The organism is Latilactobacillus sp. VITA-14, assembly GCF_046580785.1.
GTDB classification, from domain to species: Bacteria; Bacillota; Bacilli; order Lactobacillales; family Lactobacillaceae; genus Latilactobacillus; species Latilactobacillus curvatus.
Window position 1 is genome coordinate 19,649 of record NZ_JBJKTM010000002.1, and the last position, 13,250, is coordinate 32,898.

The following is a 13,250-nucleotide window of genomic DNA, read 5'->3' on the forward strand; positions in this document are numbered from 1 at the left end:
TTTAATCGGTTTCTTTTGGGCTATTTTGTTGGTCAAAATAATCGATTACTTTTTGAATCGTTTGGTTCGCCAGCATTGCATGAATCTGGCGAACAGTGTAGTAAACCGTGCGGCCATCTGCAGCACCGTGCGCCTTAACAACAGGGGCTTTTAAGCCTAATAAAACAGCCCCGCCATAAACAGATGTGTCGAATTTATCACGAATCCCACCAACACTCTTTTTCAAGAGTAAACCACCGATTTTTTCTTTGACACCAGCATCCATAATCGCATGTTTAACTTGCGACATCACGATTGTGGCAGTCCCTTCAATTGCTTTAAGCGTCGCATTGCCGGTAAACCCATCTGTGACCACGACATCCGCAACCCCTTTTAAGAGTTCACTTGCTTCAACGTTACCAATGAAGTTTAACGTTAGATCATCTGCCAGTAGTTGATGTGCTGCCTTATGCAACTCATCACCCTTGCCAGCTTCAGTCCCATTATTCAACAAACCAATTCGCGGCTTTTGAATGCCACGGACGTCTTGTGCGTAGAAGTTCCCCATTAAGCCATATTGATGCAAATGCTCCGGCTTTGCTTCGGCGTTGGCCCCAACATCTAACATATTGAAGCCTAAATCTGAATTAATGGCTGGTAGGGTAGGCATTAAACCTGGACGATCAATCCCTTTAATCCGACCAATCACGAATAATCCGGCTGCTAAGAGCGCACCAGTATTCCCTAGTGAAAAGAGTGCGTCTGCTTCCCCATCTTTAACTGCCTGCGCCGCCAGAACCATTGAAGCTTGCTTTTTACGCCGAATCGCACGCACTGGTTCATCTTCGCTGGTGATTTTTTCGGTGGTATGCACAATCGTTAACCGCGTCATATCATCAATCAACGGTTTAATTTGTGCTTCATCACCATACAACGTAAATTCAACATCTGTTAATTCTGAGCGGGCTTGTAACACACCTTCAATTACTGATTGGGGTGCAAAATCGCCGCCCATTGCGTCTACTGCAATTTTCATCATCATTCCTCTTTCCGTTTTCAATCTAACGTTAGGTAATTTTGCTTTTGTTGTTGTAAGTATGTTTTGAGTGGCGTATGGTCCGGTGCTGCCAACTCAGGATCAAGCGTGAAGATTTTTTGCACTTCTTGTTGGGCGACTTGTAAACTCGCAAAGTCGGCTACTGGATCGCCAACTTTAAAGACGGGCAATCCAGATTGACGATCACCAAAGACTTCCCCTGGCCCGCGCAATTCTAAATCCTTCTGCGCAACGACGAATCCATCAGTGGTTTCAGTCATAATCGTCATCCGGTCAACACCTTGTTGGTTCTTCGGATCAGCCACCAGAATACAGTATGCCTTTTTCTTACCTCGGCCAACCCGGCCCCGTAATTGATGTAATTGCGCCAACCCGAACCGATCCGCATCAAAAATGAGCATCACCGTCGCGTTTGGCACATCGACACCAACTTCAACGACGGTTGTTGAAACCAGTAATTGAATTTTGTTCTCAGAAAAAGCGTTCATAATCTGATTTTTTTCATCATCTTTTAACTGGCCATGCAACAATGCAACATGGTAATCAGGTTCAAATTGTTCCACCATCGTTGCGTAAATCTCCTCGGCATTCTTTAAATCCATCTGTTCAGATTCGGCAATCAACGGTGTAATCGCAAAGACTTGCGAATCGTTTGCAAGTTGTTTACGGACAAAGCTGAGGGCTTGTTCGACTTGATTACTACGCACCCAACTGGTTTCAATTGGAATCCGTCCTTTTGGCAATTCATCAATCGTTGAAACGTCCATCTCGCCATACGCGGTAATCGCCAGCGTCCGCGGAATCGGGGTCGCCGTCATTGCAAGAATATCAGGCTGTAACCCCTTTTCACGCAAAATTCGCCGTTGGTTGACCCCGAAACGATGTTGTTCATCAATTACAGCAAAGCCTAACTTATGATAGACCACTGCATCTTGAATCAAGGCATGGGTGCCAATAATAATATTGATGCGCCCGGATTCAATGTCTGCCAACAACGTCCGCCGTTCTTTAGCCGTCGTCGAACCGGTCAATAAGCCAACAGTCACGTTCATTGGTGCCAATAAGCGTTGCAAGCTTTGATAGTGTTGTTCCGCCAGAATTTCCGTTGGCACCATCAATGCGGCTTGATAACCCGCAGTCACTGCCGCGAACAGCGCAATCGCCGCCACAATCGTTTTCCCAGAACCAACATCCCCTTGGAGAAGGCGATTCATATGCGCTGGTGATTTTAAATCAAGACAAATTTCATTCACCACTCGCTTTTGTGCATCGGTTAAATCAAACGGTAAGGTTTGAATAAAATCTTTAAGTGCTTCATTTTGGTACTGCAAAGCTAAACCGTTTGCCACATGCCGATCAGCCTGTTTAATGGCTTGTAATTGAATCTGATATAGGAAGAACTCATGAAAAATAGCGCTTCGGCGTGCTTGCTTTGCTTCAGAATACGTTTTAGGGAAATGCATGCCAGCAATTAAGTCGCGTTCGTTCATTAACTTATAGCGCGTGCGAATATCCTCTGGGATCAATTCGGGAATAACGTCTTGATACAAATCAAAGGCTTCTTGAATCATCTTGACCAGTGTCCCTTGACGCACACTTTTATTAACGGAATAGATGGCCGCAAACGATGGATTCTCAGCCGATTGAACCGCTAGGACCTTCATCCCCGTCAATGTATGACGTTTAGCATCCCACTTGCCATAAATAGCGACATCGACCCCGGCTTCAAACTTGTCCTTAAGATAGGGTTGATTAAAAAAAGTAACCATCACAACGTCATGTTCAATCAAGAGCCGTACATTCAGCCGGGTCTTCCCTGGTCCCCAACGACTGATGACCGGATCAGCGACGACCGTTCCTTTTAACGTCACCTTTTCCTGATCTGCCGCTTCGGATAAATCCTTGACCTTCAAATCTTCGTAACGAAACGGAAAATAATACAATAAATCACTAATGGTCCTTATGCCAAGCTGATCGAGGGCTGTCAGACGTTTCGGGCCGACGCCAGCTAACACAGCAACAGAATCCGTTAAACTTAACATTGACAGCCTCCTGTAACGTGCTTTTTAACCATATTCCAAGGTTAAACGTACTTCTACTAAAAAACGGGAACCAGGTATATTCAACCTCATTCCCGTTTTATTTGATTAACTATTCAACTGAAATCAAGTATGGGTAAACTGGTTGATTCCCTTCGTGTACTTCAACTTCTAATTCTGGGTCTTGGGCCATAATTGCATCACTGATTTGTTCAGCTTCTGTTGCATCGCCGTCTTCCCCGATAATAATTGTGACGATTTCACTGTCTTCATCAAGCATTGTTTGGACCATTTCAATGGCTGCTGTTAAACGTTCAGCCGTTGAGACCTTAATCTTACCATCGATAATCCCCATGTAATCGTCTTTCTTAATTTCAAGTCCATCTAAAGTCGTGTCCCGGATTGATTGCGTTACTTGACCACTAATCACGGTATCTAACGCCTCTGTCATGGCTTCTTGATTAGCAGCCAATTCAGCAGATGGGTCAAATGATAAGAGAGCGGTCATCCCTTGAGCAATCGTCCGACTTTGCACGATTGCAACTGGAATATCAGCCACTTCGGCAGCTTGTTCAGCGGCTAAGAAGATGTTCTTATTATTTGGTAATAAGATCACTTGTTTAGCATTGGCTGCTTTAATCGCATCTAAAATATCTTGCGTACTTGGATTCATGGTTTGACCACCACTTAAGATATAAGTAGCCCCTAAACTCTTGAAGAGTTCAGCAATCCCATCACCGGCCGCAATCGCGATAATCCCATTTTCAACAGGTTCTGCTTGCACAGGGGCAGCAGCTTGTTGGTCGTTTTCAACAATCGTATCATGTTGTAAACGCATGTTATCGACTTTAATCTTCACTAATGAACCAAAGTGTTGGCCGTAAGCCATGACTGTCCCTGGATGTTCTGTATGCACATGGACCTTCACCACTTCTTCATCGGCTACCACTAAGAGAGAGTCACCAACACCGTTTAAATGATTGCGGAATTCATCATAATCAAATTCGCGATCGACAGTTGTCCCGTCACCAAGGGCGACCATGATTTCAGTACAATAACCATTTTCAATATCTTCTGTACCCATTTGAGCGGTTTGATGATGATTGGCATTGACCATTTCATCCATTTCCGCTTCATCAGGTGTGTAAAGATCTTTTGCAGGTGCTTGGCCTGTTAAACCTTCTAAGAAACCTTCATAGATGAAGACCAATCCTTGACCACCAGAATCGACAACGCCGACTTCTTTTAAGACAGGGAGTAATTCAGGGGTCTTCAACAAGGCCTTCTTAGAACCCTCAACAACAGCTTCGATAACTGCACCGATATCATCAGTTTGACCGGCAACCTTGGCACCAGCTTTGGCGCCTTCTCTGGCAACCGTCAAAATCGTGCCTTCAACGGGTTTCATTACTGCTTTATAAGCCGTTTGAACACCATTTGTGAATGCGTCAGCCAAATCTTGTGCATCCAATGTTTCTTTTTCAGCCATGCTCTTAGAAAAACCACGGAAAATTTGTGAACTGATAACCCCGGAGTTACCCCGAGCGCCCATCAAAAGCCCCTTGGCTAAACTCTTAGATAATTCACCGACAGATTGCGCGTTGTTTTCATTAACTGCTTTGGCCCCACTTTGAAACGTTAAACTCATATTGGTCCCAGTATCCCCATCAGGCACTGGAAAGACGTTTAATGAATTGACAAATTCTGCATTTTTAGTAAGCCGATGTGCAGCAACCCGCATCATTGCTTGGAATTCTGCTGCTGTGATTTCAGTAACTTTCACGAATGTTCCTCCTTGAACAAAAACAAATAGAACTGGACCTAGTGGCCAGCTCCGCTAATTAGTTTTAGTCTTCTAATACCCGTACACCTTGAACATAAATATTCACTGAGTTCGCACTGACACCCAACATTGTTTCAAGATTGTACTTCACTTTACTCTGGACGTTACGGCAAACTTCAGAGATCTTAATGCCGTAACCAACAATAATATAGACATCAATCGCAACGCCATTGTCTTCTTGACGGACTACGACACCCCGATTATAATTCTCACGATTCAAAATATCGTTTAAATTGTCACGGATTTGATTCTTACTTGCCATCCCAACAATTCCGTAGATATCTGTTGCAGCGCCACCAACGACGGTTGCAATCACGTTATTGGTAATATCAATGTCGCCATATTGTGTTTTAATTTTAACAGCCATTAAAATAGCCTCCTTGTGCCATACTTATTGTTATTTTAGCATAGCGGAGAAGAGTTGCAAAGCAACTGGTGATGAATTCTTCTTAAAATACGGCTTATTTTTGGACTTTAATGAGTTTAAACAACTTATTTTGGACTGTCAAGTAAATTTCCTTGAAAGAGCTCTTGCATTCCCCAAACTATTATGGTAAATTATTTAAGTGAATTGTATAAGCCGGTGTGCATGCATGCAACTATTAAGACTAACTGAATCATATTATGTTTCTCGTTAATTCTACCGGCTTTACTTAAAGGAGGAATAAGACCATGGCAAAAGACGTTATTACCGGCCGTAAAACATCATTTGGCAACAAGCGTTCACACGCTTTGAACGCATCTCGTCGTTCTTGGAAGCCAAATTTACAAAAAGTACGTATCTTAGTTGATGGCAAACCTAAACGTGTTTGGGTTTCAGCCCGTGCTTTGAAATCAGGCAAAGTAACTCGTGTATAATTTCAATTGATAGACCGCCAGTTGGCGGTCTATTTTTTTTGGCAAAGAGTACGAGATAAGTCGGCTAATCCTCGGGAGATGACTGATCGAACACGTTTATGGCAACCAAAAAGACGGCTCGGATAAAATAATTTTATCCGAGCCGTCTTTTTAATCCTTACTTTGAATCACCGCAACCACCCCAGTTTCAAAACTGAATTGGCCGGTCTCACCGATGAACTCATTACTAGCCCATGAAATCGGGACTTGCGTTTGGTAATCCACCAAGCGATATTTTTCATCAATTAAATTTAAACCAGTTGTGGGAACTAATGGCACAAAGGCCAGATACCGTTTATCGGCTTCTTTTTGTAATTGATACGTCCCTGGTGCATAGAACTGAATCGTATTTTGCCGATCGCGCATCTCTAAGCGGTCTAAAAACGGCTTAAAACGTGTTTCTAAGGGCATAAAGAGATTAGCAAGAAAATGGTCCAACCGACCGCCTGTTGCGCCATAAAGCACAACTTGATCCGCATTAAATTCAGTTAGCGCAATTGATAATGCCAACTGAGTGTCGGTATCATCTTTTTCTGCTTGCACAGAGCGAATATCCTTTACTGCTGATTGAACGGTGGTCCGCTCAGCCGCCGTCAATGAATCAAAATCGCCGACTGACACGACAGGTGTTACGCCTTTTTGCAATAAGCGCCACGTACCACGGTCTGCTGTCACCCATTGACCATCAATCATTTCTGGCTGCGCCAATTCGGGGGCCCACTCACTGACTGGTCCTCCCACCAACACATTAATCCGCGTCATGAGCAGCCTGCTTTAAAGTTGCAATCCGGGTTGCTAAATCACCGGCAAACGTATATGAACCGGCAACGAAAACATCTGCGCCTGCTTTGGCACACGCACCGATGGTTTGGTCGTTAACCCCACCATCGACTTCAATCGTATAATCTGCATCAGCATGTTGATCGCGATAAGTCGCTAATTCAGTGACCTTATCCAACATCGCTGGAATAAACTTCTGCCCACCAAAACCGGGATTAACCGTCATTACTAAGACTTGATCAACCAATGATAAGACTGGTTCAATCGCACTGACTGGTGTCCCTGGATTGATCACCACACCTGCTTTAACACCAGCATCTTTAATCATCTGAAGACCACGGTAGAGATGTTGCGTTGCTTCGGCATGAATCATGATTAAGTCTGAACCAGCTGCTGCAAATTGTTCGATGTAGCGTTCTGGTTGTTCGACCATTAAATGGACATCTAAGCCTAACGTTGTCAATGGCCGCAAGCCAGTTACTACTTGGGGGCCAAACGACATGTTGGGGACAAACATCCCATCCATGATATCCACATGCAATAGATCAGCGCCCGCCTTTTCAAGGTTTTGGACGTCTCTTTGTAAGTTCATAAAGTCTGCGCTTAAAATTGAAGGTGCGATTTGTTTCATCATCAAAACTCCGATCACATTTTTATTTTGACTTCTTGTAAACTGGCCGAATATCCTTTAATTCTGCTCTAAACTGTAAATAATTCGTATAACGACTTTGCATAATTTCGCCACTGTCGACAGCTTCTTTCACGGCACATTTCGGTTCCATCACGTGTTGACACGTTCTAAACTTGCATCCTTGCCCGATTTCTCTGAACTCTGGGAATCGGTCAACCAAGGTTTCAATCGTGACGTTTAATAAACCAAGTGATGAAAAGCCAGGCGTATCACCAACTAACCCATCATTCAACGGAATCAGTTCAATATGCCGGGTTGTATGTTTCCCACGATTTAAACTCTGCGAAATTTCAGCAGTCGCAATATTCAAGCTTGGATCAATGTGGTTTAACAAGGTTGACTTGCCGGCCCCCGTTTGTCCTGTAAAGACGGTTGTTTTATGCGGGAACGTGTCTTCAATTGCCGTAATAATCGCCGGCGTAAAGGCGGTCCGCGGTGCAAAAATTTGATAGCCGATCTTCGCGTAATACGCCAAGTAATCACTAATTTCTTGGTATTGTTGATCACTAATCATATCGGTCTTGGTTAAATAAACTAACCCTTGCATGTGCAGCGATTCAATATAAATCAAGAAACGATCCAACAAATTCAAGGAGAATGCTGGTTCCACCGCCGAAACAATTACGACAGCATTATCAATATTAGCGACTGGTGGTCGAATCATCTCATTTTTACGATCTAAAATCTCAAGAATATAGCCACTTTCTGTTTCACTTTCACTCTCGAATTCGACAAAATCGCCGACAAGTGGCGTAATTTTCCGTTTACGGAAATTACCACGCGCACGCGTTCGATAAATTTTGCCTTCACTTTGTACATCATAAAACCCACTGAGGGCGCGAATAATCTGTCCTGTCTGCAATAGGTCACCTCCCAATTAGTTTGTCACATGGTCATCAGATAGAATCTCTTGACCATTTCTCAAAATCCGGAAACGGCCGGCTTGGTCCGCTTTAATCGTAAATGGCAATTCAACGGTTGTATCCGCGGTAATCGTCATTTCTTTATAAACGCTCGTTATTGAATGCGTGCTATCTTCTAAATAAATCGTAATCTTATTCGTCGTAGCCGTTGAAGTACTACTTGAACTAGAGCTCGTACTACTACTGTCACCCGATTCGCTCGAGCTGCTTGTACTACTTTGTGAAGTTGCTAAGGAATTATCAAACGGAATCGTAATCGACTTTGTAAAACTCTTGGTAGCGGGCGCTTTTTTACCTTTAGAAAGTACCACGTTAATATTGGCGCCTTCTTGAATAGATGCACCACTACCAGGTGATTGGCTAATGACTAACCCTTCATCAATCGTATTGGAGTAATCCTCTGAAAAAGTAACCGTCAAACCAACGTCATCAACATAGTCTTGAACAGCCTGTTTCGTGTAATTACTCAAATTGCGTAAAGTAATGCTTGGCTTGCCGCTGCTGACAGTCAAGGTAATCGTCGTCTTACTTGGGACAACTTTTTCACCTGCGGCAATGCTTTGGTCTAAAATCAGTCCCGAAGCAACACTGCGTGAACTCTGATATTTGCGCACAACCGTCAATCCCTTTTGTTTTAATAACGTGCTGACATCTGTGAACGGTTTGTCCGTATAATCTTCGATCTCATACTTTTTACGACCCGTACTGATTGTTAGATCAACCGTACTGCCCGATTTAACATGCATTCCTTTACCAGGCGTCGATAAAATCACATGCCCTTTGCTGTACTTATTGCTAGTAGTTTTTTGAATCTTACCAACTTTTAATTTATCTGCGGTTAATGCTGCAGTCGCGTTTTCTTGCGTCATGTCTGTCACATCTGGAACAGTCACTTCACTGCCTTGCATTGCGTACGCAGCGAAGACCCCGAGCATCACTAACAAGACTACGCCAAGCCCCACAAACCACCATTTCCGCTTCGACTTCTTATGGGGCTGTTTCTTTTTCTGATCGTCTTTTACTTCAGTCTCATCTTTGGGTTTGGCTTCTGGCGCATCGTTTTGGCGTGTAATCCCTTCTGGGTCGAGAGCCGGAATCACCTTTGTTTCACCCATATCACCTTGTGAGGGCACGAATTTCGGTTCATGCGCCCGACTAGCTGATAATGAGGTACTCAAATCAGTGGTCATTTGCCCAACATCACTGTAGCGTTCGTCCGGATCTTTGGCAGTTGCTTTTAACACAACGTTTTCCAAAGCTTGTGGAATCCGCGGATCATAATCTCGAACGGGTGGTACAGCATCTTGAAAATGTTTAATCGCGATGGAAACAGCCGATTCACCTTCAAATGGCACCATACCCGTTAACATTTCATACAGAATAATCCCGAGTGAATAGATGTCTGAACGTTTCGTTGCCATTGAACCCCGTGCTTGCTCTGGTGATAAATAATGCACTGATCCGAGTAATGTATTGGTCTGGGTCATCGCGGTTTCACTGAGCGCAATCGCAATCCCAAAATCGCTAATCTTAACGTTACCTGCTTCATCGACCAAGATATTCTGTGGTTTCAAATCACGATGAATAATATCGTGCGCGTGGGCATTTTCGACCGCTGATAAAATCTGCGTCATAATATCGACGACGCGTTGATAAGGAATCGGGAAGTGTTCAACGATATACTTCTTTAAATCTGTTCCCTTCACATATTCCATCACGATGTATTGCATGCTGTTTTCTTCACCAACATCATAGATACTGACGATATTGGGGTGGTTCAATTCAGTTGTGGCAAGTGCTTCGCGTTTAAAGCGACGTACCGTGTTCGGATCGTTCCGTAAATCAAGTCGCAGCACCTTGACCGCCACTTGGCGATCCAAAATCAGATCTTGGGCCAGATAAACGTTGGCCATGCCACCTTCTCCAATTGGACGGATAATCTGATAGCGGCCATTGACCGCGTAGCCTGTCTCCATCATCGCGCACCCTCCTCACCAGTTTGATGTAAGATTAACGCCGTAATATTATCTAAGCCACCGGCATCATTTGCTTGTTGAATTAATGCCGCACATTTTTCTTCCAGCGATGTCGGTGTCATCAGCGTGGTCTTAATTTGTTCATCATCGACCATATTGGTTAGCCCATCTGTACATAATAATAGATAATCATCTGGTTCAAATTCGTAAATTGTTACATCGGCATCGACATCTTGCGAAACGCCTAATGTGCGCGTAATGATGTTTTTTTGCGGATGATGCTTTGCCGCTTCTTCGGTTAACTCCCCTTGTTTCACCAATTCATTTACCAAGGAATGGTCCTCTGTTAATTGGCGGAGTTCGTTATTCCGGAAGCGATACACTCGGCTGTCGCCAATATTGGCAACTAAGTAATTGGCACCTGAAATCAGTACTGCGACGAGCGTGGTGCCCATCCCAAACAAATCATCATACTGATTAGCCTTCGCTAAAATATGTTTGTTTTCTTTTTGTAATTCGAAAATTAACCATTTAACCATGGATTCAATGTCGGTATCATCAGTTCGTTCGAACTCGTACCCAATATGGGAAACCGCCATTTCTGAAGCAACATCGCCGCCTAAATGACCGCCCATCCCATCAGCAACAATCGCAAACTGCGCACCGCTTTTATTGGTATAAAAGCCGACATAGTCCTGATTATTTTGGCGTTGTTGGCCGACATCGGTTTGAAAAGCAACTTCCATAAGAATTCACCTCAATTAATAATTTAAGCCCGTCGTGTTAAACAAGCGATGAAAAAGCCGTCTGTTTGATAATCATCGGGATAGATTTGGACAAACGGTGTCGCTTGATTGGCTGGCAATGGTTTGTCGAGTGCTACTGGTACGATTTCAAATTCTGGATGATTGGCCACAAAAGCCGCAACAACTTGTTGATTTTCTTCTGGGACAATCGTACAGGTACTGTAAGTCAATTGACCACCCACTTTTAAGGTTGGTGCAACGGCTTCTAAAATCGCCAATTGAATCTTTTGAAGGTTCAATAAGTCTGCTGCTTGGCGACCATACTTGATTTCCGGTTTACGTCGCATTAAGCCTAAGCCAGAACATGGTGCATCGACTAAAATCTTATCAAATGTTTCAGGTTCAAATTGTTCACCGACTTTGCGTGCATCGAGCGCCCGCGCATCAATGACGTCTGCAACATGCAAACGCTTAGCGTTTTGCTCAATCAAGCGGACTTTATGTTCATGAATGTCTAAGGCAGTAATTTGCCCCCCTTGACTGGCATCCAAATAAGTCGCCATATGTGTCGTTTTCCCACCTGGGGCTGCACAAGCATCCAAGATCCGATCACTTGGTTGTAGTTGCAAACTTGGTGCCACTAACATCGAGCTTTCATCTTGAATTATATACGCGCCTTGTTCGAACAATTCACCGCTGGCTAAGTGACCGCCGTGGGCAACTAATCCAGCGGCTACAATTACACTCGGTTCAATCGTTAACCCGTCAGCCTGTAAGTCTGCCAAAACGGCATCAACTGAATTAACACGGGTATTGACTCGAATGGACGCATTCGCTGGTTGGTTAATCGTTGCCAATAAGTGTTCCAATTTTGATTGCCCTAATTCTTGGTGGAACTTCGCCACTAACCACTGCGGCATACTGTAAGTCACACTTAGGCGTTCGATTGGATCGGCAATTGCTGCTAAATCAGGCAATCCAGTCCGTTGTTGGTTCCGTAGAATTGCGGTGACCAACTTAGCCGTGCCAGCATGGCCCATTTGTTTGGCAATCTCAGTTGCTTCATAAAAAATCGCATGTTCAGGAACACGATCCAAATAAACCTGTTGAAAAACTGCCGTCCGTAAGACTTGGCGGACCCAAGTTGCCAGTTTAGCTGGTTTTTGAATAAAGGGGGCTAGGTAATAATCGAGTGTCATTTCATGTTGAATCACACCATACACGAGCTGCGTTAAAAAACCAGCATCTTGGGGATTCAAGTGGTTTTGTTTAATCACTTGGTCGAGGGCCAAGTTTGAATAACTGTTTTGTTTGGCAACCGCCATTAAAATTTCAACAGCTAAATAGCGTGGTGTCTTTTTAGGCATCTTGCACCACCACTTGTTGTCCGACTGCGAGTTGTTTGCCAACCCCGTTTAAGAAAGATTGGACCGGCATTTTAGCCTTACCAGCTGGTTGAATCTCGGTAATCTTCAAAACACTGCCATTGCCGGCTGCTAATTCGAAATCCTTTTTGTTGATAGCGACAATCACACCGGCTGGTTGATCCGTCGTTGTTTCAGCAACAGTTGCTTGCCATAATTTTGTCCGTTGACCATTAATTGGCAACCAAGCGCCTGGTTGTGGCCGTAACGCACGAATCTGGTTGACCAGTTGCGTTGCTGGTTGCTCGATATCTAATTGTTCTTGTTCCTTAGTAATATTGTAAGCAAACGTTACTTGTGCTTCATCTTGTGGTGTCCGGGGCGCGGTTTGATCGATAATGCTTGGTAATGTCTTCAATAATAGATCTCGACCGACATAACTTAACTTATCAAATAAAGTCCCGGTGTCGTCTGAAGCTTCAATTGGAATGCTGGCTTGTTCAATCATATCACCGGCATCCATTTTTTTAGCCATATGCATGATGGTAATCCCAATTTCTGAATCGCCGTTTAACACAGCATATTGAATGGGTGCACCACCACGATATTTTGGCAAGAGTGAACCATGCACATTGATGGCTGCAATCTTAGCGGCTTCTAATAACTTCGTTGGCAAGAATTGACCATATGCTGCCGTCACAATTAAATCTGGTTGCAAGGCCATCACGTCCGCTAATTCTTGACTACCACTGAGTTTTTCAGGTTGAAAAACAGTCAGGTTTAAGCGAACAGCCGCTTCTTTAACGGGTGTTTGTTGTAAGACTTGCTTGCGGCCAACTTTCCGGTCTGGTTGGGTCACAACGGCTAGGACTTGATAATCGTGTGCCACAAGGGCTTCTAAAATCGGTACTGAAAATTGGGGAGTCCCCATAAATACGATGGATGTCATTAATCA

At 43.9% G+C, this 13,250-nt stretch carries 12 protein-coding genes; 1 reads left to right on the plus strand and 11 read right to left on the minus strand.

The features are described 5' to 3' along the window. Position 1 precedes the first annotated feature (1 nt). From plsX to ACF1X7_RS01205, 4 genes are all read right to left on the minus strand, one after another. Positions 2-1,015: a phosphate acyltransferase PlsX gene (gene plsX, locus ACF1X7_RS01190; protein WP_035186079.1), complete on the minus strand. Its 1,014-nt coding sequence runs from the start codon at positions 1,013-1,015 to the stop codon at positions 2-4. 20 nt (positions 1,016-1,035) lie between these two features. Beyond that, entirely contained in the window at positions 1,036-3,078 is a 2,043-nt protein-coding gene (recG, locus tag ACF1X7_RS01195) for an ATP-dependent DNA helicase RecG (protein WP_064777032.1), read from the minus strand. A gap of 109 nt (positions 3,079-3,187) precedes the next feature. Beyond that, a complete protein-coding gene (locus tag ACF1X7_RS01200; protein WP_054644075.1) occupies positions 3,188-4,858 on the minus strand; it encodes a DAK2 domain-containing protein in 1,671 nt (556 codons plus the stop codon). Between the two features lie 64 nt (positions 4,859-4,922). Beyond that, positions 4,923-5,285: an Asp23/Gls24 family envelope stress response protein gene (locus ACF1X7_RS01205; protein ID WP_004265575.1), complete on the minus strand. Its 363-nt coding sequence runs from the start codon at positions 5,283-5,285 to the stop codon at positions 4,923-4,925. A 305-nt stretch (positions 5,286-5,590) separates the two neighbouring features. On the opposite strand from ACF1X7_RS01205, the gene rpmB reads away from it, so the two are divergent. Then, complete coding sequence (rpmB, locus tag ACF1X7_RS01210; protein ID WP_004265581.1) at positions 5,591-5,776, plus strand: 50S ribosomal protein L28; 186 nt, start codon at positions 5,591-5,593, stop codon at positions 5,774-5,776. Positions 5,777-5,926: 150 nt separating this feature from the next. On the opposite strand, the gene ACF1X7_RS01215 is transcribed toward rpmB, so the two are convergent. The 7 genes from ACF1X7_RS01215 to fmt are packed head-to-tail and all read right to left on the minus strand — an operon-like array spanning position 5,927 to position 13,244. Next, positions 5,927-6,577, minus strand: a complete 651-nt coding sequence (locus ACF1X7_RS01215; RefSeq protein WP_069468308.1) for a thiamine diphosphokinase — start codon at positions 6,575-6,577, stop codon at positions 5,927-5,929. Continuing rightward, positions 6,564-7,226: a ribulose-phosphate 3-epimerase gene (rpe, locus tag ACF1X7_RS01220; protein WP_035186087.1), complete on the minus strand. Its 663-nt coding sequence runs from the start codon at positions 7,224-7,226 to the stop codon at positions 6,564-6,566. The genes ACF1X7_RS01215 and rpe overlap by 14 nt, the downstream gene beginning before the upstream one ends. A 22-nt stretch (positions 7,227-7,248) precedes the next feature. Continuing rightward, positions 7,249-8,148: a ribosome small subunit-dependent GTPase A gene (rsgA, locus tag ACF1X7_RS01225; protein WP_064777030.1), complete on the minus strand. Its 900-nt coding sequence runs from the start codon at positions 8,146-8,148 to the stop codon at positions 7,249-7,251. A 15-nt stretch (positions 8,149-8,163) separates the two neighbouring features. Beyond that, a complete protein-coding gene (gene pknB, locus ACF1X7_RS01230; protein ID WP_004265571.1) occupies positions 8,164-10,188 on the minus strand; it encodes a Stk1 family PASTA domain-containing Ser/Thr kinase in 2,025 nt (674 codons plus the stop codon). Beyond that, positions 10,185-10,931 carry a Stp1/IreP family PP2C-type Ser/Thr phosphatase gene (locus tag ACF1X7_RS01235; protein ID WP_039098125.1) on the minus strand — a complete coding sequence of 249 codons (747 nt, stop codon included), beginning with the start codon at positions 10,929-10,931 and terminating at the stop codon, positions 10,185-10,187. Before ACF1X7_RS01235 ends, pknB begins: the two co-directional genes overlap by 4 nt. Positions 10,932-10,954: 23 nt before the next feature. Further along, on the minus strand, positions 10,955-12,298 hold the full coding sequence (gene rsmB, locus ACF1X7_RS01240; protein ID WP_064777029.1) for a 16S rRNA (cytosine(967)-C(5))-methyltransferase RsmB: 1,344 nt from the start codon (positions 12,296-12,298) through the stop codon (positions 10,955-10,957). Then, positions 12,291-13,244, minus strand: a complete 954-nt coding sequence (gene fmt, locus ACF1X7_RS01245; protein WP_004265521.1) for a methionyl-tRNA formyltransferase — start codon at positions 13,242-13,244, stop codon at positions 12,291-12,293. The genes rsmB and fmt overlap by 8 nt, the downstream gene beginning before the upstream one ends. Positions 13,245-13,250: the final 6 nt, after the last annotated feature.